The sequence below is a fragment of the Bacteroides cellulosilyticus genome (assembly GCF_020091405.1).
Lineage (GTDB): Bacteria > Bacteroidota > Bacteroidia > Bacteroidales > Bacteroidaceae > Bacteroides.
Genome location: NZ_CP081903.1, coordinates 1,589,418 through 1,613,596 on the forward strand (window position 1 = coordinate 1,589,418; position 24,179 = coordinate 1,613,596).

The window sequence follows — 24,179 nt, forward strand, 5'->3', positions numbered from 1 at the left end:
AAATAGAATGATATGCTTACTCAATATATAAATAGTAAAGGACTTGTATTCACCGTGAATATGGATGGACGCAATATTCATTTCAAGGAATGGGTTACTACGGACGATTGCATCTACTATTTCCCGTTGGCTACATTGGTAGATAATGGGGATGCTTCATTCTATGAGCATGAGTGTACAATTCCTTTTGGAAGCATTTATTTGCTTGATCAACAAGAACGTGACCTCTTAGGCATACCTTTGACATATGACAAAACCATACGCCTAAGAGGTGATGGTATGCTCAATTCTTCCGATTTTACATATAAATTGGAGCTACTCACACATATACCTGATGGACAGCTACTCACATTTGAGAGAAGTGGAAATATGGTCGTTTGCAATGATAAGAAGTACCTTTTGAATGAATATCAATATGAGTTATTCAATCAAGTCGAAGATTTCAATCGATTAAGTACAGAAGCAAAAGCAACAGATGAAAACCTTCGTCGTTTTGCAACTATCAAACAATTAGCTCAGGAGGCTGGATGCGAACTTGACAGTTATCTTACTAATGAGAATGTGTACGTACCTGAAAAAATCAAGTTAGAAGTCGACAGAGACGAAGATGGCTTTACGGTAAAACCTTCAGTTGATATAGCTGATAAGGAAAAGTTTACTTCTGTCTTCGAAAAGACGAGAAGGATGCAAGGCATTTATCCTATCCAAAACGAACAAGGAGAGCGTACTCGTGTGGTACTTAATCAACTACAAATGCAAAATTTGAAGTCTCTGAAGGAACGTAAATGTCACTTTAGCAACCAAGAAGAAATGAAACAGCTCATCGATAGCCCCACGGAGTTCTTCGACCCTGATCAGTTTGATTTGAGTGAATTCTATAGTGACCGTGTAATAGAAATAGGACTTTATAAGCCTAAGTTTTATCCTTTTGTATGCCCTTATAAATCATGTTGGATTGTAGGTGCTAAGATTGAAAGCCCACAGAATGGAACATCACATATCAAGATTGAAAATGAAGACTCTTTGACCGAATTAAAAGACTTGATTGAGCAAGCCGAAAAAGAAGGTCATGCTGTAGTGGCTTATCGTAATACTGATATAGGATTGAATGATGCTCGCTATTTAGCTCAAATAGCCGAGAAGCAACTACAGAATCCGAAACAACCTGTAAAAGGTGAAGAAAAAGAAGAGCGTAAAGTACTTATCATAGAAGAGAATGCTGAAGAATTAGGCTTTGCTACCCAAGAACTGTTTATTGAAACAGGAGACCATTATGTACTATTCAACGACCCATATCTACAACCGAATTTCTCTTTAAAAGAGCATCAGCAGGGTGGCGTGGCTTGGTTGCAGCATCTTTACAAAAACAAGGCAAGCGGTTGCTTGATGGCTGACGATATGGGATTGGGGAAAACGCTACAGATACTCTATTTCATAGATTGGCATTCGCGCACTTACCCTAAGCATAAGCCATACCTAATTGTAGCCCCCAGTTCTTTATTAGAGAACTGGGAAAATGAATATGAACGTTTTTTTGAAAAACCAAGACTGAACATTATATGCTTGACTTCAAGAGATGTGCCTCGGCAATTTGATAAGACGATAATTGATAAAATGCAGCATTATGATATGATTCTTACCAACTACGACTCACTTCGCATATCTCAGTTAAATTTCTGTGCTGTTGAATTTGACGTTGTGACATTGGATGAAGCCCAAAAGATAAAAACTCCAGGGACATTAGTCACTAATGCTGCAAAAGCATTGAAAGGAAACTTTAAAATAGCCATGACTGGTACTCCGGTAGAGAACTCTCTGTTAGATCTGTGGTGTATCATGGACTTCTGTGCTCCCGGGCTATTGGATAATGCAAAAGCTTTTGCTACCCAATATCAAAATCCACTAAAGAAAGAAGATACAGATATAGTTGCTTTGGGTAATGAAATACACAACAAACTAGGTGTTCACTTTATGCGTAGATTGAAAAAGGACGTAGCTAAAGATCTCCCTCAAAAGATAGAGCTGAAGCAAGAGTGTGAAATGCCCGAAGTGCAGAAGATGAAATACCTATCGGTTATATGCGATTATAATGACGGAATTCAACCAAATATGCTGACTACCATAATGAGTATGAGAACTGTCTCAGAACATCCCTATCTTTACGATGATACTTTAGGTAATTACGAGACAGATGAACTGATAGATAGCGCAGCAAGATTAAAAACAACGGTGGATTTCATAGATTCAATCAAGGACAAAGGCGAAAAGGTTATTATCTTTACGGACCGAAAGGAAACTCAAAAAATGCTCCAAAGAGTTATTTTTGAACGCTATGGTTTAACAAGCAAAATCATCAATGGAGACATGCCTTCGATTGTAGTACGCCCCAAGGACGGCAAACAATCTCGTCAATCGGCAATTAATGAATTTCAGATGGAAAACGGATTTCATGTCATTATCATGTCGCCTATTGCTGCCGGTATGGGACTTAATGTTACCGCTGCCAACCATGTAATACATTATAGTCGCCATTGGAACCCTGCTAAAGAAAATCAGGCGACCGATCGTGCGTATCGTATCGGACAAACCAAAGATGTTTATGTATATTATCCAATAGCTGTAAGCAAAGACTTCCAATCATTCGATAAGACTTTGGATGAATTGCTTAGTAGAAAGAGCACGCTGGCTACCTCAACAATATTTCCTTCTGAGCGTATTGAAGTAAGACAAGATGAATTGGGGCAGATGCTCTTTGGCTCAAATAGTTGAGTGGTTTATGGTACGAAAAAAAATATTTATAATAATCTCTAAAACGTGATAATAGGATATATTGGTAATCTAATTAACGTGAGGGTGCTTAAGGAGGAAAGCTTATAGTTGAGGATTTACCCTTACAAAAAATCATAAATGATAGGCTATATCGAAAGACTGTATCTATTTGTTTTTTTAGAACAACTTCGCGAACGGGAGCGTAAGGACTAAAACGGAAACTGAAAGTACCGTCATCCGCTATGGGAGAAGTGTAGACAGTCTCCATTTCAGACAGATAAGGTATCACAAGCGTCACCTCCTTTTCCTTCGGATAGACCTCCCTATTCAAGACACGGCCCGAGATTATCACCTCCTTTGCCAAATCCTCATTATCCTCCTGAGCCTTACAGCTAAGGAAAGATAAAAAAGCAATCAATAAGCATAGATGCTTCATACGCATTTTATGATTAATCAATGAATAATAATTTCAACGCACCGTTACAGACAGACTCTTTGTATGTCCGCCAAACTCGGGTGCATAAGCCGATTGCACGGTGGCAATACCGGTCTGATAAGTTCCCGGACGGTCTATATAGACTTTGTATTCCATCTGAACAATGCCCTTCCTTAGTTTGTCAATAAAGAATTCGGCAGAAGTATCACGCATCACCTGATAATAGCCGATAGCATCGGAATGGCGGTATCCCGACAACACCTCCTTTGGCTCCATGCAAGCGGCACGCGTATCTTTTATCTGAATGAAATCCATATCCCGGTCTGCTTTCACTGTCAGCCGGACGGTAAGTTCATCTCCCACATGCAAATCTGTTTTTGAAGAAACTTCCTTGCCATCTCTATAATAAGTACGGGTGATTTTCAAACCGTTACCTTTTGCGGATTGCAATTGATCCATATCTTCCAGATATTGGGCATATACAGCTCCCCAGCCTATCCCTGCACCCGTGTGTGCTATTTCTATTTGCCGGGTTTCAGCCTCATCACCGGAGAACGAACGGCGGGCATAACCTAATGCATCATCGGGAGTCACCACTTCTGTTCCGGATATTTCCGCTTTCATAGCGCTGCTCTCTGCCAACTGATTATCATCTCTACCCAGGAAAGCATACACAGCATCGGCAGTAGCTACCGGATTGTCCCAGGCCTGCACTTGCTTCTGTTTAAGCAACCATTGCTTCATTTCGGCAATCGCCAACGGTTCTTTCAGAATGGCGGACAGGGCTTCAATGGCGGCCACTTGCGTCGGAATTCTATAACTGTTCCGGGAGTAACGGGCTTTCGGAGTATCGAAATAACGTCCCATCCCGGGTGTGGCAACGGAATATTCCAGAATGGAGCGGGCAAGTTCGTTCGCTTTGGTCGTTTTACCAGCTTTATGCAGTAGGGTAGCGATAAGCGCCCTGTCATAAATGGCATCAGCCGGAGGGGCTGCCTCCAGTTTGCCGATCATATAGGAATAGGCTGTTTTATCGGCCCGCTTTGCAACTTGCGCATCCAAAGCACAGATATACAGGTAATGCAGGGATTGCTCGCCGGGCAATCTATCCTTATCGCCCTTCTTTTCACTTTCCTTCATCTGTCTGTATTCATCCAGCCATTGGGTATGGAGATAATTCACCGCCTTTTCGTACATTCCCTGTAGCGGAGCAACAGATGCGCCCATCGTCCGGAGCCGTGCCAGCATTTCTACAATCCGGGTGGTGACGTAGCGGTTGCCCGACATCCCTTTATACCAACTCCAAGAGCCGTCGGGGAGTTGCAATGCTTCCAGACGGGATGCTGCAACCTGATTACGGTTACCCATTGTGTTCAGGTCGAACAGAAGTGCTATGCTTCTTTTCTGCTCCGTCTCATTGAGGGCATCCGCCAGCCAGGGAGTTTCTTTAAGCAACAGGTCTTTCAGATCTTCTTTATCACTGAGATTGCCTGATGATGAACCGCCCTGCGCTTTCCAGCTTTCGAACACCTGCCGGATGCGGGGATGAGTATTGATAATGGTTGTGGACAATGAATTGGCATAGTAAGCACTTGCCCACGACAAGGCATCTTCATTCAAAGGATTACCAATGACGGGCAGAGCTTGTATGGCATACCAATCGGGATTGGCAGTCAGTTCCACCGTCAGGCGTTTATTGGTGGCGGTTTTGCTTCCGTCATTAAACAAGCCATCCAATGCAACCGATTTACTTTCCGCACCGTTCAATTGCACGGGTATTGCCTCAGTCACCCATTGTTTATCAGACAGAACCGGAAGATAATGCTGCTCGCCATCACTGAAATTGCCTCCCTCAGCTATAATCCGGCAAATCCAGACCGTAGCTTCATCCGGGGTTTCCAGATCAAACGATACGGAAACGGTTGCTCCGGCAGCCGCACTGAATTCGTGTTCACGGGTTGACAGAACCCGGTTTGTTTGCGGGTCAACCAGTTCCATTCGGGCTGTTCCCCGGATGTTTTCTTCCGACAAGTTGATTATTCCTGCACTGATGACCGGTTTATCGCTGACACGGATAAAACGGGGCATATTGGGCTGTACCATAAACGGCTTGACAGCTTTTGCCCGGGCTGTTATCTGCCCGTAATCCATACCCCGGGTATGGGCAAGCCCCATGAACTTCCATTCGGTCAGGCTTTCGGGCAAGGTGAAAGACAGGCTTACGACTCCATTCGTATCCGTACGGAGGGCGGGATAGAAGAAAGCTGTTTCTGCAAAGCTCTGCCGGAGAGGAACGTATGGCGAACCATCATCCAATGCCACAGCATCAGAAGATTCGAGCACCGCCACAACAGAGTTTCCGTCTTCCACTTTAAAACTGTCATTGGGCGGGGTTTCAGCATCAAGGCTGATAGCTGCGGACTTCATCATCCTGCTATCCTGCTTTACACGAAAACCGTTCTCCGGACGCGGAACCCGCCAGAACGGAGCATTCAGGGTGCTATACACATCCCACCAACGAAGACCGCGCAGAGTGCTGCCCGCATAGGGGAAGTTACTGTACATCCAGATGGAATGGCCTGAGAATATCAGGTTTGCACGGACACCGGGAGTGGAACGGGGAAAGTTCAGGTTGAAAGCCCAGTCATTGACGTACAGTTTATCGAGGGAAGCGTCATAAAGAGTGGCGAGTAGTTGCGCATCGGCCGCTTTCTTGCCGGGATGCGTGATTTGGAGTTGCCATTCTTCCTTTCCTCCCGGTTGCAGCTTATCACGGAAAGTAATCCATTTCAGTTGCAGGCTCTTATCCGGGCGGGGACGGGATATCTGCACTTGCTTGGTGTATAGTTTGCTCTCGCGCATAAAGGCGAAGTTCACGGTGATGCCGTCTCCATATTCCGGTTTATAGGGATAGGTGAACTGCCGGATTTCATTATTGAGAACCATCCGTTTGGATTCAATGCGCTTGTCGCCACAGAAGACATCGTACAACAGATAGACATCTTTCTCACTGCTGCCTACATACAGGCTGACGGGATGCCCGTCATTAAACTCTGTCCCGTCCTGATAGAACCACTCCGGTGAATGTACCGGCAGGTGACGGTCTGCCAACGAAAAGAGAATGAAATCCTGCCTTGCCGTGCAGGTTCTTCCCTGCCCGTCGAGGGCTGACACTTCCATAGTGTAACGTCCCGGAGCAAGGGCCAGTATATCATCGGGAACAAAAGAGCGGCGGGTTTCTACTGTGCGGCGGCATACCTCATTGGTTTTGTTTCCTTTTTCGTCCAAAGCATACACCACATACGTGGCTTGAAGCGTCACGGGCTGCCGGCTTAGATTCATAGCCAGCACCTGTATGGACTCCCGTTTCTCGCGAGCCACCTTTGGGCGCAGACCTTTAATCTGCAAGGCTACGGACTGTTGCCCTACCGGTAACGACAAAGTACCGCTTTCTACCTCTCCGGTCAGGTTGATGACCTCAGCCGTTATTTTGTAGGTGTAGTAACGCCCCGGTCGGTCGGGCTTGAAATCATCCGGCTTGCGCAGAAAGACCGGGAAGCGGAAGTTACCGGCTGCATCAGTCTGCACTTCACCTACTGCCAGGACAGTTTCATGGTCCGAAATCCTCCAGAATTCATTCTCCGAACGGGTGAGTTTATAATTGAGTCTGCACAATCCTACCGGAGCGCCTGCAAATGTTTTTGCTTCGCCGCTAACTAATACGGTATCTCCCACGTTATAAGTGGCCTGATAAGGATGGAAGACTACATCAAACGTCGGACGCTTGTATTCATCCACACGGATATAACGGTTTTCACCGCTTTCTACCGACAGTTCAAACTCTCCCGGGAGAAGTGTTTCGGGAAGCATAAAATCGCCGTAAAAAGCCCCGAATTCGTCTGTAGCGAGGGAGAGTTTGCCTATCTCCTGCCGGTTGGCATCCCGCAGCACCACATCCTTGCGGACTCTTGAGAAGACACGTATCGAGTCACCCGATTGCTCATACGCTATCCCCGAAACATGCACCACCTGTCCGGGACGGTATAAAGCCCGGTCGGTGAAGAGGGAAGCATGCTTTTCCCACTTCCGGGAGGCGGGCACATTATATCCCGCACCCGAGAAACCGGCATAGCTGATTTCCATATAGTCGGCACCCGGCTTACGGACGTTTATTCCCAGCCAGTTTCTTTCATCGGGCGGGGTGAGGGTAACAGTTCCTTTGCTGTCCGCAGGATATGCTTTGACCAAACGATAACCTTCTCCCTGCGACACACGGTAATAAGCTACTTCCGTGCCTGCCACCGGATGTCCCGTCAGGCGGTCGATGATATTGATTTCCTGTTTTCCGTCGGGCAATCCCAAGGATATGGCTTGCAGGGAGGAAACATAAGCTTTTCCGTATGCTGTATACTTGCGATGGCCGTCGGGGATAGATTTTAATATGTAAATGCCTTCGGTGGGAAATTTATAACGCAGCAAGGTATCTGTTTCCATATAATCCGGGGTGGCTGCCAGTTGGTAATGGCGGGTGCCGACCAATTTGCCGTATTGACTTACGGTGGAAGCTGTTATTTCCCTTTCCAGGATATTGCTCGTAACGGGCAGGTTCATCCGGTAAAGTTCTACGGTCAGTCCGGTCAGATTGCGGTATTTTACTTTCAAATCCACTTCTTTCGCCGGGTAGGCAAAGGGGATTTCTACCACCAGACGGGGAGTGAGCACTTCGGCAGCTTGTTCTTTCAAATCATTGGCAGAGTGTGATTGGGGATATTTTTTTAGTCCGGTTTGGGCGGCATGCAGTTTGGCGGTATAATCCTGCATTCTGTCGTAGCGCTCTGCCAGTTGGCAATATACCTCTCCGCAAAGCGGGGAAGCGGAGAACTCTTCGGCCCATTGTTTCAAGAGGGTTATTACTTGTTCGTCGGTCAGCCTCAGCTTTTCATTTACACCGCCGCGGCTGATGTCATTCCCTTGGTAATTCAGTTTATCGAGCATTAGCAATAGGCGGGCATCCGTCATGCCTTGCTGTTGGTAGAAGTCAATCAGCTCGTCATAAATGGATAATATCTCGGTTTGTATTTTCTCGGCTAACACGGGATTGACAATGAAATAACCACTCAGCCGCGAGATGGCCTGCCGGGCAAGCAACTGATACATATTGTCGCCGCAATACTTCCCGCTCAGCTCTTTGCTGACAGTCATCGGGCGGTAATCCGCAGCGGACTTCCGTGAAAGTATATCTTTATCTTGCAGTGAAAGGCGGAAATAAGCAATGGCAGCGTCTATGGCAGCCTCATCCCTCTTGCCGGTATCGAGGGTGTAGTATCCCAGCAGATTATTCAGTATAGCTTTATACACCGGGTCTTTTTCTTCCGCCACCCAGATTTTCAGTCCGGATAATTCATGGTCCAGACTATCGGGGGTGATGTCGATAGATAAGGATGCCTTTGTCAGATGGGCTTTCATCATCTGAGGCATGTTCTTTTCCTGTTTGGCGTGCTCGTAAATCTTTTGCAATTCTTTGATTGCAGATTCAGGTAACTGCTTTTGTTCCAGAGCTTCAACCTGTTTCCACATTTGTTCGTACGACTGAGCGGAAACCCGAAGCGGCAGGCAGATAAGAATGCTTATGATGCCAGCCCAATAAAACATATTTTTCATCTGTGTTTTGATTAATGTCCGACAATTAACAGGTTCATTCACAAAGATATATTTTTTATCCGTAGGGTAGTAAAGCTGTTCAGACTTAATAACATAACAAATGCCAATAACAAAAGAAACCGGCTATCGGGAAACGCCTCATTCCCAATAGCCGGTTTACCCGAGAAAACTATTCGCTTTTATTTTGTACTTGCTAACATTAAAGTAACATTATCATCATTCAGTTCATAAACAGTTTTTTCAACATTGCTGTTGTAAGCGTTGCTCTTGGAGTTCCAACGGGCGTAGCTCACTTCAATTTCATGATTATTATACTCCATATTCATTTTGAAGTAAGGAACCCAGGCTTCTTTTACGTTGTCCCACTTGGAAGCTTCCTTGCTGGTTACGCGGTTTTCGTTATCGTAAGTATACGTGTAACGGAGGTGGCGGAACAGGTGACCGTCTTCGTTCTTGAAGATAGTCTTTGCGGTCATCAACTCACCGGTCATCTCTTCGTTCTTTACGTACTGGGTAGGATTGCTTGCACTTGCAGAGAAGTTCATTACGCTTGCCATTACTACTACCATCATTACCACTGCTTTTGAAATTAAGTTCGTTTTCATAATCGTTATTTTTTTATTGTTATTACTTCTTGGTTTTTGAAGGGAAGTCTTTGTCAACCGCCTTCGACAATATATAGTCAATTGCCGTGCCAAAACAATAAAGCATTGATTATCAGCGCATATTTAATTTCAGAGAGTGTTCATAAACGGACAAGTGTCCGCACAAAAGCGAACAGAAAGGTGTATCCGTGTTTCATTATATAGAAATAAAAGGCTAACTTTACAACGCAAAAAGAACCATAAAGACACAAAACGATATGTACAACAAAATTCTATAGAGTATGAAACATTTAAAAATCACATTTATCGTAATAGCCATATTCGCCGTTGCTTGGTGCGGATTGCGCATTTATGCTAAGCATTTCTACAACAAAGAACCCGAAGCGGAGTATTTCTATCTTTCGGAAATACCCGTAAAACCTTCGCAGTTTGAAGCCGATTTTGAGGAAATACATCAGATAGTAATGGAAAACTATTCACTATACCAAGCCAAACATCTGAATATGGATTCATTATACCAGACATACATCACCCGTGTCCGCCAGGCACAAACCACCACAGACTATGGATTGGCAGTACAGGAGTATATTTCCGCCCTGCAATGCAGTCATGCCATTTCCTGCTTCAGGACGTACACAGCGAGACAATTTCCGGTCCTCATACAAGATTCCTTATACATCTACAAGCCCAATGCCTATCTGACACAATACGGATTCAAGGATAAAGACTGCATCATAGCCATCAATGAAGTTCCTTATAAAGAGTGGATTAATCAGTACGAAAAATATGCCGAGGCATCTACTGACGCATGGAGGCATCTGAAATCAGCCCGTTACGCATTCATCAGCTATGCCGACACCCTCCGAGACTACACGTTGCTGAGAAACGATGATACACTGACAATCTCTTTACCCTTGAAACGAAGAGACTACTTCTCTGATGAAAAAGAGGTAACCGTAGAAACCAGAGTTTTGCAAGACAGCATCGGCTATCTGGCCATCAACACCATGATGTCCCCCGTGCTGGAAGATTTCAAAGTAGCTTATCCTCAAATAAAAGACCTTCCCTACCTCATTATAGACATCCGCCAAAACGGAGGAGGCAACAGTGGCAACGGACGGGATATCTGCAAATATTTTATCCGGAAAGAGCAACCGCATTGCATCAGCAGTCAACTAATGCAACCCGAAGCAGATGCTTATAAAGGAAAAATCTATCTGCTGACCAGTACTATCACCTGCTCTGCCGCCGAAAGTTTCACAATAGATATGAAAGAAAGCGGAAACGTAACACTTGTCGGTGAAGCCACCGGAGGAGATACAGGAAATGGTCCTCGCACATTCAGAACAAAACATGGTACTTATTTGCGAATACTCACCCGTCAACCGGATTTGTCACCAAAAGGGTTTCCTATGGAAGGGATGGGAATTCCTCCCCATCATCAAGTATCACAAACAATTTCCGATTTCATGAACGATGAAGACACCGCTTTGAAATATACCTGCAAACTTATAACAAAAGGATAAATATTTACGGACCAAATTACCGCACCTAAAGTCAGATATTACACTTTATTCCGAACATAAAATTACAAAAACAGTACTTTTACTAACAGATACCTTTCTGAAAACACCCGAAACAGAATCCATTTGTACAATCTATAGAATATATATACACGCCTTTTGCATAAAGCAGGCAGTATATGCAATACCTATACAAGGAACTATACTTCTTACACGAAGGAACTATAGATCTGAGGCGCACAATCTATAGATGTAACGTGCACAATCTATATATCGTAAACGAACGGTCTATAGATCGTAAACAAACCATCTATAGATGGGAGACAAACCATCTGTATTCACTGCACAGACCATCTGTTTTTCTTTTATTAGAGTTGTACATATTTATGTATCACGCTATCAATCAACAAAATGTTGATTTTCGTTCGTTTCTTTCCGTTCGTCCTTACATCGGGACGGAAATATCGCATTCTCGTTATGCATAAAAAGCAAAGTGTCAAAACGAAAGTGATGCCCGCATTTACCGGCCTTGGCAGGATAAAACAAATTAGCTACATTCGCAAACTCAATACCTTAGAATATGCAACCTGACTTAAAGGAAATCGTAGAACAATATGGTGTCATGGTATCTTCCATAGCACACCGCATGATACAAAACAAGGAAATCGCTAAAGAAGCGGCTCAGGAAGTCTGGTACGAAATCATCAAAAGCATAGACTCCTTCAACGGGGAATCCGGGTTATCGACATGGATATATACAATATGCAAACGCACCATACTGCGATATGCCCGGAACGAAAGAATAGCCACAATGAATGAGTTGAGAGAATTTCGCGAACTTCCTGCCATTGATTATAACGGGCAGGACCGGGATGAACAGGAATGGATAAAAGCATGCTGCGACTGGTGTCTGACAGCCCAGAACCATTGCCTGACGAACGATGCCCGGCTGATATTCATATTCAAAATAAACCTCAACCTGCCGTACAAGCAAATCAGTGAAATCATGGGCATAACGGAAGAGAGCGTCCGTCAGATTTCCTCCCGTTCCATCCGCAAGATTACTCACTTCATGAATGACACCTGTCCGCTATACAACCCGCAGGGGACCTGCAAATGCCGGATATGCAAGCAAGTCACCTCGCTCAATCTGGAGAAAGAATATACCGCCATCAAGAAGATTATCCGCCTCGTCGACGTTTACCAACGGCTCGAAAAGGAACTTCCAAGAAAGAACTACTGGGAAAAATTTATTCTCTGAGCTGTCACAGAATGGAAAGCTTGCTCACTAACCACTATGTATAACTTAAATAAACTAATTATGAGCAAGATTGATTTTTTAAAAGAACAGATTATTGAATCGCGGAATTTTGTGAATCGTTTAGTATCGGAACTTCCGGAAAACCTGTGGTACACCATCCCCGAAGGCACTGACTCCAACTTTGCATGGCAAATCGGCCATCTGATTATCAGTCAGAACTTTCATGCCATCGTCTGCATCACCGGGAGGAATGAAGCCGTCAGCAAACTTATTCCGATGGTCGATTACGTAAAGGTTTTCAATGGAATGGGTACATTGCATCGCTCCGCCGAAAAGAATTTAATTCCTGTAGCAGAGCTAAAAAAACAACTGGACGCTGTTCATGAGATATGTATCAGCAACCTGTCCCGTCTGGACGACTCTATTTTATCAGAGGATCTGGAGCCTATTCCCTTTAAACATCCGGTTGCCAATAATAAGTATGAAGCCCTCGCCTGGTGCTTCAAGCATGAAATGTGGCACAGTGCCGAGATGGAAGCGATAAAACGGGCATTGGGGCATCCTATCAAATGGATGTAATGGCACCAGCCTCAAAAGGCAGTTTTCTTTTGGATAAATCAATAGAATACCTGAAAGGAAACTGCCTTTTTACTTTAAAAGTTATACAGCAGTTCTTCCAACGTAACACCACTATCCGCCCCCATCTTCTCCATACGGATACGTTTCAGGCGTTTCTTCACCGAATCCCTCTCCAGATGCATTACTTGCGCCATGCCCGACTGGGATAATTGCATTTTCACCATACAACAATAACGCAAATCATCTTTATTCAGACTCGGATAGGTCTGTTGCAGGCGTTTCGTGAAGTTATTGAAGATGATGTCGGCATTCTGCACAATATCGTCCCAGTCTTCATCGGAAAGAATCACATTTCCCCCTCTTTCAATTTCCTGCACCACCTTTTGGCTGAGTCTCCTGAAGAAAGTTTCTTTCAGCTTAGCTTCCTTCTGCTCCAGCTCCACCATGCGCCGGAGGTTTTCGGAAGTGATCTCACGTTGCTGCGCCAATTCTTTTTCCTTTTTTACAAGCTGATGCTGCTGCGCCATCAGACGGTTACGGTTACGGCGATAGATGAGATATACTGCACTTGCCACCCAAACCAGCAACAGAGAGATTGTGGTCATCCAATACACATTACGTTGCCTTTCCGCAGCCCGGGTGCGCCAATACAGGTTTTCCACCGAAAGCTGTTCGTGTTTGTAAAGCTCCTGCAATGCAATGGCTTCCTCAGTATGACGATACTTTCGTATGGTATCGGATAATTCAATGAAACGTTGTAGCATAGGATAGGCATCTGAAGCACGGCCCATCTTATGATATATTTTCGCCATATTATTATAGGCATCGGCCACCGAAGAAGGATTTGGACTGGAGATAACTTTCTGAAAATAGTGATATGCCGAATCATATTGTCCCAGTTTCCCAAACAACTCCAACTTTGCCCCATAGAGCGAAAGAATTCTCACAGTATCCTTAGCCGGACGCAGGCTTATAGACTTATTAATGTAGTCCAGCGCCTTGGTGGGTTCTCCCTTCTGGGAATAGATACTACCCAGATTTGTATAGATGAAAGGAAGCTGCTGAGGAACAGAATCGGCTAAAGCCGCCTCATAGGCCGCCTGAGCATAGTAAAGGGCGCTATCCAATTGATTCAGAAACAAATATCCGGTAGAAATATCGCACAAGGCCATATTCTTATAGAACATATTTCCCAGATCCAAAGCCGCCTTCAAGGCTTCTTTGGAATAACGCACCTTACCGGAATATTCTTCCTGATTCAGGCAAACAACTCCCAACCAGGTATTCACCCGGTAGAGCTGCTCATGATTACCACTATTTTGCAGGAAAAGCAGAGCTTTCAAAAAAGATTGCATGGCATCGCTCATCCGGTTAAGCCGTCTGTCCAGGTGTGCTTTGCAGTAAAGGGCCCGTTCGGCATAAAGAGAATCGCCCGATTGGCTGAAATATTTAATTGCCGGTAGCAGCAGGGTATCTGTAGCTGCATTCAACTGTTGCTTCCTGTGGACAGCCTCGGACATCAGTAAGGCATAAAGTGCATAATCGTGTTTCGATAAGTTATGCAACGGTTCTTTAATCTCATTCATTACTACTATGGCACTGTCTGTCTCCTTTTCTGCCATCAGTTTCTCTGCCAAGGCCACGCGATTATCAGGTCCACAAGCAACCAACATACCGCCCCACAGGATTATTCCTATCAAACTCTTCAATCTCATCTTCAATATCGTGTTATTCGTACGAATCCATCATCACTTCTCCAGTCTCTCCATGAATCAATATCACTCTCGCCATATCCGGCTGAATGGAATCGCGTATATCAATCTCCCATACCGGAATACCTTTTTGCCCGTCTATATACTGATTTACACTGACGTGGGTAGTATCTGATAAATTAATATTCCTCAGTTTGGCAAAGATATGAATATCCCTCCATGTATATTTAAAAGCTTTTTCATTTTTTTCGTGCAAACAAGAATCAGACGCCTGTGCCTGCTCATCTTCAAGGAAACGAACTTCTACTTTTTCCGATACTTTTGTTGTGGTCACCGAATTGATCTTCCGTATTACTCCCCATCCCAGCCAGCCGTCTTCCAACTCTATTTTAAGATAGATGCCTCGTTCACCGCTGAGCCGATATGCAGAGTCAATGGGCAAGTAGATGCGAGTGTAACGGTCACCTTGTATAAATATCTCTCCATAGGAAAACGTATTCAGCAACCATGAGGCAGAACGTGGATTGTGACTCTTACGCGTCCTGTCGTGGGGAGCGATATTGACAATCATATACTCACGGGTCTGTACCCCGGAAGTAAAGCAACTGTTCAGCCAGAACAGAAAGACGACCAGCACATTGGTACATAATCCCACTACAATACCTCCGCACATAAAGGCATAGACGAAGTTTCTCCAATGATACCACTTCCCAGTGCTTTTCTTATAAATATAAACCATCCAGCTACACATCGTTATTGCCATAAGGAGAATAACGATTTTCCGATTCAATCCTAAATAGCTGCCGGAAGAAAATGCAGTATGCATCAGCATTTCCTCTTCTATATACCACATCCTGCAATGCAACAGAAAAAGAAAGACAAAGACAGGCACCAGGATTTTCCATAGTGCCATTCTTTTCTTCGGCTGCTGTCGGGAGGCATCTTCGCCCTGAACCGGTTGCTGTTTGGGCCTAAATTTCTTTCTACTCATAAATACAGAAAAGCGAGCGGACATTCAGAAAGACAAAAGCAAAAAGCAAAAGGCCAATAAATAAAATCAGCTTTTTCATTATGTCCTACAATTAGTAAGAATCAATCGTTTTCCGCATCTTTAAGCATCTGCCTAATTACATCCGCATGATCGAGATAATCGTTTCCTGATAAGGTCAGGACATTGGTCAGACCGATAATGTTGCTGTCAGAATCGTAAGAAGTCAGTAAGCAATACATCTCCTGCCCTAATTTATCCTCTTCCACATGAATCTGGACCGGTGCGCTGTATGCTCCGGGCAACTCTGCCAGATACTCAAAGTCTTTTCTGAGAAACGCTTCCAGGATTCTGTTTATATCGGTTTCATCGCGCTTGAACTTCTTCAAACCCACCTCTTTGATCTTACCCCCACTCTCGCTATTATAATAATCGAAATTGCTCAAATACGCTGCAAGCAGGCATATTAATACAGCAATTACTCCGACCGTCCGGACCAACCAACCCGCTACAGGGATAAAACCAGGAAAAATAACAATAATAACAGCGACTACAGCCAATCCATAATAAAGCATCGGCTTAACATTGTTCTTTCTTTTTTCAAATTTCACCGGGTTTGCTGCATAGAATTCACCCATATAGCTTGGGTAGAGTTTTGTTTGATTTTCCATAAATATTACTTTTTATAATGATTAATAATAGTTCCATCTTTCCTGGTTATCGTATGAAAACAAAAGTAAAAAGTAACCTGTAAATAATGAAACAATCGTGGGGGATAAATGAAGGGGACAACCCACAAACTAAACAACTGTTTTTCAAATAATAACTCGATAGAAAGGATAGACAAATAAGGGGACATTTGCATAAAGGAACTGATTCCATCAATAGCTTTTCATAAAGAACCAATGAAGGAGCAACATTACCTGCTACCAGACATATACTTTCTTGCTTGTCCCCATATTTTTATAATTACTACTATCTGATTCACTTTCCCGAATCGGATAACATCTTTTTCTGGAATCAGATATTTTCTCTGATTCATCTGCAAGAAAAGCAACTTCCTTTATAACTTGTATTCCAAAAAAAACGGGATAATGAAATTTATATCTCATTATCCCGGTATTTACATTCTTAATTACTAATGTTTCATTCTTCCAGCATCAGCCCCACACCTTTCACCGTTTTAATGCTGACTGATGAATCTTCAGCTATCAACTTACGGAGTTTTGTGACGAATACATCCAGGCTGCGGGAAGCAAAATAATCATCTTCCGTATTCCAGAACTTATCAAGAATGGCTTCACGACGTACTACATCCCCTCTGTTCTCACAAAGCATTTGCAACAGTCCTGCTTCACGGGCGGTCAATGTCTTGTTTTCACCGGATGAATGTTTCAATATGGCGTGCGTAGCATCAAGCACATATTCCTTTCCAATCTTATAACATTCGCTTTCGTCCTTACTCTTTTCACCTTTGGAGAGTTTCAACAAAGCATGAATATGGGCATCCAGTTCTTCGGGAATGAAAGGTTTCTTGATATAATTGTTGGCTCCCAACTCATAGCCTTTCAATACATTTTTGGGAGAAACCAAACCGGAAGAAAAGATTATAGGCGTCTCTTTATCCACCTCACGGATGCGCTTCACCATCTCATAACCATCCATAATGGGCATTTCTATATCCGAGAGAATGACATCGGGATGGTGCTCCCTCCACATTGCCAATCCTTCTTCACCATTGGCAGCTGCCAACACCTCATAGCCCTCTATGATATCTTCCAATCCGCTCTGAACGATGTAACGCAGGCTGGGATCGTCCTCAACTAACAATAACTTTATTGTATCCATGTCTTTGATATGAATTGTATTAACTTCCGGTTGTATGCCACAAAAGTAATAAATTATTCGTTAACCCGAAGATAACATTGCGATATCATTCATTCTTATTGCTCCTACCCTGCCTTTACAACATCAAAAATCAGGATCGTATGGTCATGCCAAAAAGAATCATTACTTTTGGGCACCAAACTAAAAGTAATTACGATGAATAAAATCATTCTTATTCTGATTACCGCAAGCATGTTCTTCACAAAAGGATATGCCCAGCAGGCAGAAGTCCTTACGTTGGGAGTCTTCCACTTCGAATTTCCCAATCTGGATGTGCAACAAATATCCGAAGAAGACCAGATAGATGTACTATCTCCCCAATATCAAAAGGAGATAGAGTTGATATCCAAGAAACTGGCACAATTCAAACCGGATGCCATTGTCATTGAATGGCCTTTATACAAACAGTCAGAGATAGACTCTCTCTATAACTCATACCTTACCGGCAAGCATGAGCTGAACAGAAATGAAATTCAGCAGTTAGGTTTCAGAATAGCCCGAATGTGCAATGCCAAGATATACTGTGCAGATGCTTGGGGAGCACACACTACCCACATAGAGAAACTGCTGGATGATGATGAAAGTAATGAATATCTGGCTTTTGAAGAAAGCTTCTCAAACTCTCCCGACTCTGCTTTGTACTATGAAGATGAACCCATATTCAAGCAGCAAGGGATACTTGCACAACTGATACATCTCAACGATCCGGTACATATCAAGAAAGATTTAGGAAACTATCTTATCAAGCATTTCAAGTATGAATCCACCAAAGGCGATTATACCGGAACAGACTTTGAATCCGGAAGATGGTTCAACCGGAATCTAAGGATACTCAGGAATATCCAGCGGATTCCCGATACCGCCGGCAAACGGATACTGGTTATTTTCGGCGCAGCGCACATGAACATCCTGAACTATCTGTTTGAATGTTCTCCCGAATACAAACTACTGAATATAAACGATTACCTGAAGTAAATATCTATTTCTTCTATTTTATCGGAAATGAAAACTTTGGCGGTCTAATCGTAGGGCCTCCACCAAAGTCACCGCCGCCGCGTTTATCAAACACCACGTTGCGCAAAATCTCGTACATTATTCCGCCTACATCCAACCCCAGCTTAAACTTCTCGAAGCGGTAATAAGGTATCACAACGGGAACCGTCTGCCAACCTCCACGCATGGCATCGTAATAGCGCTGGGCACCGACCTCCATACCAAAACGTTCGGACATATCAAGAGACATCGTAGCACCATAACTATTAGTGCTCATCCCGTAAGAATTACCGATATCATACGAACCGAAGACATTGAAGGCAACCCGGTCGGAAGCACGATAAGTCAGCCTACCCGCAGTACTGAAGGCTTGCCCGGTGATACGAGACATATTTATCTTCATGGCATTGGCACGAAGTTGCAATGATAGCCGATCATTAAAGATATGCTGATATCCTAACGAAGCATTATTGAAACGCCCGATGCCCGGAATACTGGTCTGGCCCCCGGAACCGAATACCGCTCCATGAGGAAATTGCCTTAATACGCCTCCCGTACTATAATCGCCCCGGAATAGCGGAGAAGGATTTATATGATAAGGGATACGGAGTTCCTCTTTCAAGGAGAAAGAAGGCAAATCACCTAACTGTATAGGATTTATCAAAGGATATACGGTTTTTTCGGGAAGCAGGTTGACGGATGGAAGCTGAAATGTAGCTTTCGGCTTTATCAACATACTATCAAGAGTGAAGCGTGTACTATCTTCCTGTGCAGAAAGCAACTGCAAACCAGAAATGAACAGAAAAAATAATCCCCAACGAATTGGGAGCCAAGATATGCCAACCCTGCGTGTCATAATCTACCTCCTTTGTTTTTTACGGACTCTGTATACAAAAATAGCAAAAGGCTATCTGAATAACAAATAGTTGAGTACATTTCATCTTTGCCAGCAGGCTTTTTTAACGCAAGGGGAATTGTAGCGTAAATTCACTGTAACTCCCTTCCATACTTTCTACCTTCACCATACCGCCGTGGGCACTCACCACCTGCAACACATAATTCAATCCTAACCCGAAACCTGATGCACCCGTCTTACGACTGCCGGAAGCAATCCTCTCGAACTTATTGAATATCTTATGCTGTTCGCTCAAAGGAATGCCAATACCGTTATCATGCACTCTGACAATGGTCCCATCCTCTGTCTTTGTACCTGAAAGAACGATCAGAACCTCTTCATTAGAGTACTTGACGGCATTGTCCACCAGATTGGAAAGTATCTCACGCAGACAGAAAGCATCCGCATAAACACTACATCCTTCTTCACAATCAATATCGAAATGAACCGTCTTCGCCGCTTTCAACTGATACTTTTCCGCTATATCCCGCAGCAACGGTCTTAGGGCAATTTCTTCTTTATGTAGTTCCAATTCTCCACGATCTATCTCTGTCAGCATTACTACACGATTGGAAAGTGTCAGCAGATGTTCGCACTCATCTCCCATCACTTGCCTGTAGCGGACCAGCTTCTCCGGCTTATCCGCCAACTTACCACCTGCCAGGATATGCGCTCCCATCATGACAGACTGCAACGGTGACTTCATATCATGTATCATGGAGTAAGTAAAGTCCTTCTGAAACTGTTCCAACCGACGCTGTGCCCGCAACATACGTATCTGAAAGAAAACACAGAGAGATACGAAAAGGAAAGCAATAAGCAGCGGCACCTGCATATACCAAGTGGCACTCATTATAGTACGTTGTGGTGAACAAACCACAGCAAAGATGCAACTCGTACTATCCTTATCCAACGGAAACAACCGGGTAGTGATATCCCCGAAGTCAACAGCCGGACTACCTGTATAAAGTATCAACTCCCGGGACGGATATCTGATCCAATGGATATCCGCCCTATCCGGAAAACCTGTTTCCAAAAGCTGTTTTCTGAACACACTGTCGGCAAACTGCAAGGAAAACGGAATAGGCACACGGCTATGCAGACTGATCGTATCCTGTATATCATAAGCCATCTTCATACGGAAGCCTTCATCAAACTTATTGTAAAGATGCCGAATGGTAAGCAACTGTATCCGGTAGCGATAACCTTTCTCCAGATATACCTTATAAAGCTCGTCCATCATACGCCGCGGATAAGGGAGAAATTCTCCCGGCGAGCTATCCCAATTAAAATCAGGGTTAGCCTTAGTAAAAAGCGGATACCTATGTAAGTCTGCCTCCCGGTAGAAAGCCTCTTCCAATTGCTCCTCCGCCTGATACCGTATCTTTTGAGAGGTCGTATAATACAAATATCCAGACCAGACAGCCAGCAACAGGAATACTCCCACCAAGCTGACCATAGAAATTGCTTTAAGAGAAATATGCCGGCCCGTAGTTTCTTGCCGTACTTCTGCTTTGGCATGTGCCAGAGTAGCATTGGTTCTCTCAAAGAGTATGTTGCTTTGTGCCTCTATCTCTTGCCAGTTTTCTGTGGTTATCAAGTTCTTCATCCGGCTGACAGGATGTTTCATTTCTTCAGCCAACGTATAGAAGTCCTGTTGTTGTTTCTGCAAGTTATGCCGTTGGCGGAATACCGACTTCATCTGTACAATCAAGGCATAGACAGCCGTACCCAGCAATAGCCATGTAATGAATGACAGTAACAGGAGGCTCTTCTCCATCTCCTTGGCAGGGAAAGAAAGAATGGCACGGACAGCCTCCCCACGGGATTTAAAGGTAAAAGCTGTTTCGGAAGTAACAGCGGCAAAGTTACGGATACTTACCTGAGGATTGGTACTTGCCAGCACCTCATTTGTATTTACATTAATACGCTCCACGGTCAGCGTTCCATCCATGTCTAACTTCCGCAACTTATTGTGCAACACGCTATCTATGGTGGCTAACGGAATTTCTTTTATTCCATACACCCGTTGCAAAGCCTGTGCCGCCTGCTGGGAAGTACGCTTATTCCTTTCATCCCCATCCATCCGCTTGTATTTAGGGTTGGGTGCATACGCTATGACAGCTATTGAATTATCAGGATAAGGAAGGTTATTCACCAGATTATCCACTGTCTCCGTGAAAGACATCCAGAAGCACTTGTTCAGTGATTTCTCCGCTTCCTGCATCTGTGCATGAAAAGCATAAAGCATTCCGCCCAACTGTATCAACACAACAGCAATCAGACTCACAAGTGAAAGAGAGATGACAGTACGTAATTTCATCTTATCCGTTTATATTCGCCTGCAAAAATAGCAAATAACTATGGATCACGAAGTAATGCACTACTTTTTATATCGGACGAGAATGCGTTCTTTCCAGCCAATGGCAAGGCATGATGAAAAGAAGCGAACGGAAATCAGCATCTTACTGATTAAAAGAGGAATATAAAAATACATACAACTCTAAAAAACAAGAGAGCTTTCCAAAGTCGCAAAAGTGTCGTTAACCTAATGATAACATTACGATAACATTCATCCTCATGCCCCCGCCCTATCTTTGCAACATCAAAAGTAACGAAATGTATAACTTAAAAAATAAAACGATTATGAAAGCTTTAGTATTATCAGTAGTATTCGCATTGACATCAGTAGTAAACGCAGTAAGTGGTAATAGCATAAAAGACTTCGCCTACAACAGTGAGAAACAGGAAAACGGGGTAGAAACCCAGACAGTCTATAAAGTAAAAGAAGGCAAGTACCTGGAACGCCACCTGCAATACAACTACACACGTGATGAAAAAGGACGTGTATCAGCCAAGGAAATCCTGAAATGGAACCAGGACAACAGCCGCTTTGAAAAGCAGTATTGCCTCAACTTCAGCTACACCGACAACGAAGTAAGCGTGGAATATGTAGCATGGAGCAGCAAAGCCGGTGATTACACAAATGTGAAAGCCAAAGCCGTTTATCAGACGAATGAAAATGGCATGAATTACATGGCTTATAACCGGAATAAGAAGGGTAACCTCTAACGATAAACGCCCTCTTTTAAATTCCTAAAGAAATGCGGCTACCGGAAAAGCAATTCTCCGATAGCCGCATTCTTTGATTTATCCAATATACAATTCGGAGGGAATCAGTTTAAAATCCACAAATTGGTTCTCTACCGGATTGGCTTTCAATAAGAAAGGAACGATGCCGTCCGAAGGAAGCGCTTTGCGCGGAAGAGCCGATTGCTTATCGAATTTATAAGTAGCACACCAGGCATTGGCATCACCGGATACACTCTTGCCGATACGGAAACAGAACTCACTCTCGCTATCGCGCAACGTATTAATCAGCTTGCGGCAATCATCCGGCACAGTAGGGCTATCCGACAATTCGCTGATTTTTTCTGCCATTTGCGATAACCATTCCACATCGTGAATGTGCTTCTTGTCGAGGGCAAAAACAAACACTGCCGGATAGTAATCGTTATCTCCCGGTCTCCACAAGGCACTGTTGGCCTGCACCACTGCTGCATATATGACGGGAGACTCCGTATATTTCTTCTTCCAGCGATCCTTGAACAACCAGGGAGCATTGCCTGCCACTGCCCTGAAGAAGGGAGTTTCCATATCCCGGGGTGTTTGCAGATAAGGTTTCAGCCTATCCAGACGAGTAGGATTATCGAAAGTTTCCTCTCCTTCTTCATCATCTTCCGGCACGGAGGGCCTGTTACGCAGTCCGTTTACATCACACCCTTGCGCTTCCAGTTTCGCAATATCTTCTTCTGTCAGGTTATTCTCCCAGTCTTTGCCGGGGTTCACAAAAAATGCCATAATAATTCTAGTTTAAGAGTTAATATTCTGTCAAATAGTTAATATAATAAATGCATATTAGTTAAGCCTCAATTCATCCGCTACCTGACAAGCAAGAAACACAATAAGCCTATCCTGATATAAAGAAGAATTCCCTGGTTTTCCATAATTTTACTTTCTGATATAGATTAATAGTAGTTCCATTGCAGCTGCCAAGGAGACTGTTACAAAAATAAGAAGATACCCATGAACCGGAAAACAAACAGGGGGGATAAATGAGAAGGGAGTTTTACTTCATAAAAATCTGTTTTTCAACCCGTTATTATCCAGTAAAAGTAAGAGCAAAGGGGATATTTTCAATTTCCAAAAGAAACAGCAGGCGTTTTAAAGGAAAAAAACAAAGAATTCCGACCTTAATCATTCAAAGTTCTTGATTTCACAAAAGCCTGAAGGTTATGATTATTACAAGTGACTCATTGGCGGAATTAGGTCCTTTTTGAGCGGTTATGAATCTTTTCACCACAGAGGACACAGAGTCTCACAGAGTTTAATCAATTTGAAATCAAAAGAATAGAACTCCGTGAGACTCTGTGTTACTCTGTGGTGAAAACTCATTACTGTACCAAATGAATCAATTCCGCCAACAGGTCACAAGTAGGATAAGAAGAGTGATAACCCACTGTAAATAAACCCCGTGCCTACTTCTTCAGTAAAGTATTATTAATCAAATATCATTCCGTTATAAAGAAACGTAAGTCTCACTTTATCGGAACGTTTGTCTCCTTACTATGAGACATCCGTTTCTTACCTGAGAAACTTTTATTTCTCTATTGTGAAACTCTTGTTCCACAGGCAAGGCACTTTTATTCCAATAGGGAGAAACAAAATAGAACAAATAGAGGCGCGACAAAGCACTGATGTCTCCCTCCTCAGCCACAAGGAAAGGCGTAATCTCACGACTATAACTCCCGCTTGACAACAGGCTTATTTGCTGAATTCCACCATCGGATTAAGAAACTCTTTTTATTAA

Annotated in this window: 15 protein-coding genes; 6 read left to right on the plus strand and 9 right to left on the minus strand. The window is 43.6% G+C overall.

What is annotated here, in order from left to right:
* The first annotated feature begins 12 nt into the window (after window positions 1-12).
* The gene (locus tag K6V21_RS05465; RefSeq protein ID WP_224321138.1) at window positions 13-2,769 is read left to right on the plus strand and encodes a DEAD/DEAH box helicase; all 2,757 of its coding nucleotides are present in this window, start codon (window positions 13-15) and stop codon (window positions 2,767-2,769) included.
* A 469-nt stretch (window positions 2,770-3,238) separates the two neighbouring features.
* On the opposite strand, the gene K6V21_RS05470 is transcribed toward K6V21_RS05465, so the two are convergent.
* Complete coding sequence (locus K6V21_RS05470; protein ID WP_224321139.1) at window positions 3,239-8,866, minus strand: alpha-2-macroglobulin family protein; 5,628 nt, start codon at window positions 8,864-8,866, stop codon at window positions 3,239-3,241.
* A gap of 179 nt (window positions 8,867-9,045) precedes the next feature.
* Window positions 9,046-9,471, minus strand: coding sequence for a DUF3836 domain-containing protein (locus K6V21_RS05475; RefSeq protein ID WP_224321140.1), 426 nt, complete (start codon window positions 9,469-9,471; stop codon window positions 9,046-9,048).
* Between the two features lie 281 nt (window positions 9,472-9,752).
* Between K6V21_RS05475 and K6V21_RS05480 the strand changes: the two genes are divergently transcribed.
* From K6V21_RS05480 to K6V21_RS05490, 3 genes are all read left to right on the plus strand, one after another.
* Entirely contained in the window at window positions 9,753-10,997 is a 1,245-nt protein-coding gene (locus tag K6V21_RS05480; RefSeq protein WP_224321143.1) for a S41 family peptidase, read from the plus strand.
* Window positions 10,998-11,574: 577 nt separating this feature from the next.
* Entirely contained in the window at window positions 11,575-12,255 is a 681-nt protein-coding gene (locus K6V21_RS05485; RefSeq protein WP_224321146.1) for an RNA polymerase sigma factor, read from the plus strand.
* 60 nt (window positions 12,256-12,315) lie between these two features.
* On the plus strand, window positions 12,316-12,834 hold the full coding sequence (locus K6V21_RS05490; RefSeq protein ID WP_224321148.1) for a DinB family protein: 519 nt from the start codon (window positions 12,316-12,318) through the stop codon (window positions 12,832-12,834).
* 74 nt (window positions 12,835-12,908) lie between these two features.
* Here the strand turns inward: K6V21_RS05490 and K6V21_RS05495 are convergent, their stop codons facing one another.
* From K6V21_RS05495 to K6V21_RS05510, 4 genes are all read right to left on the minus strand, one after another.
* Window positions 12,909-14,549: a tetratricopeptide repeat protein gene (locus K6V21_RS05495; protein ID WP_224321150.1), complete on the minus strand. Its 1,641-nt coding sequence runs from the start codon at window positions 14,547-14,549 to the stop codon at window positions 12,909-12,911.
* 13 nt (window positions 14,550-14,562) lie between these two features.
* Entirely contained in the window at window positions 14,563-15,537 is a 975-nt protein-coding gene (locus K6V21_RS05500; RefSeq protein WP_224321152.1) for a hypothetical protein, read from the minus strand.
* A gap of 101 nt (window positions 15,538-15,638) precedes the next feature.
* Window positions 15,639-16,205, minus strand: coding sequence for a hypothetical protein (locus K6V21_RS05505; RefSeq protein ID WP_007211368.1), 567 nt, complete (start codon window positions 16,203-16,205; stop codon window positions 15,639-15,641).
* A 475-nt stretch (window positions 16,206-16,680) separates the two neighbouring features.
* Window positions 16,681-17,382 carry a response regulator transcription factor gene (locus K6V21_RS05510; RefSeq protein WP_217712924.1) on the minus strand — a complete coding sequence of 234 codons (702 nt, stop codon included), beginning with the start codon at window positions 17,380-17,382 and terminating at the stop codon, window positions 16,681-16,683.
* A gap of 195 nt (window positions 17,383-17,577) precedes the next feature.
* Here K6V21_RS05510 and K6V21_RS05515 point away from each other — a divergent pair, with 195 nt between their 5' ends.
* Window positions 17,578-18,396 carry a DUF5694 domain-containing protein gene (locus K6V21_RS05515; protein ID WP_224321154.1) on the plus strand — a complete coding sequence of 273 codons (819 nt, stop codon included), beginning with the start codon at window positions 17,578-17,580 and terminating at the stop codon, window positions 18,394-18,396.
* A 13-nt stretch (window positions 18,397-18,409) separates the two neighbouring features.
* On the opposite strand, the gene K6V21_RS05520 is transcribed toward K6V21_RS05515, so the two are convergent.
* Both K6V21_RS05520 and K6V21_RS05525 read right to left on the minus strand, forming a co-directional pair.
* A complete protein-coding gene (locus K6V21_RS05520; protein ID WP_117692944.1) occupies window positions 18,410-19,270 on the minus strand; it encodes a hypothetical protein in 861 nt (286 codons plus the stop codon).
* Window positions 19,271-19,373: 103 nt separating this feature from the next.
* On the minus strand, window positions 19,374-21,632 hold the full coding sequence (locus tag K6V21_RS05525) for a sensor histidine kinase (RefSeq protein ID WP_224321156.1): 2,259 nt from the start codon (window positions 21,630-21,632) through the stop codon (window positions 19,374-19,376).
* A gap of 257 nt (window positions 21,633-21,889) precedes the next feature.
* Between K6V21_RS05525 and K6V21_RS05530 the strand changes: the two genes are divergently transcribed.
* Window positions 21,890-22,381 carry a DUF3836 domain-containing protein gene (locus K6V21_RS05530; RefSeq protein ID WP_309493889.1) on the plus strand — a complete coding sequence of 164 codons (492 nt, stop codon included), beginning with the start codon at window positions 21,890-21,892 and terminating at the stop codon, window positions 22,379-22,381.
* Window positions 22,382-22,459: 78 nt separating this feature from the next.
* Here K6V21_RS05530 and K6V21_RS05535 read toward each other — a convergent pair whose 3' ends face one another.
* Window positions 22,460-23,170: a hypothetical protein gene (locus tag K6V21_RS05535; RefSeq protein ID WP_224321159.1), complete on the minus strand. Its 711-nt coding sequence runs from the start codon at window positions 23,168-23,170 to the stop codon at window positions 22,460-22,462.
* Window positions 23,171-24,179: the final 1,009 nt, after the last annotated feature.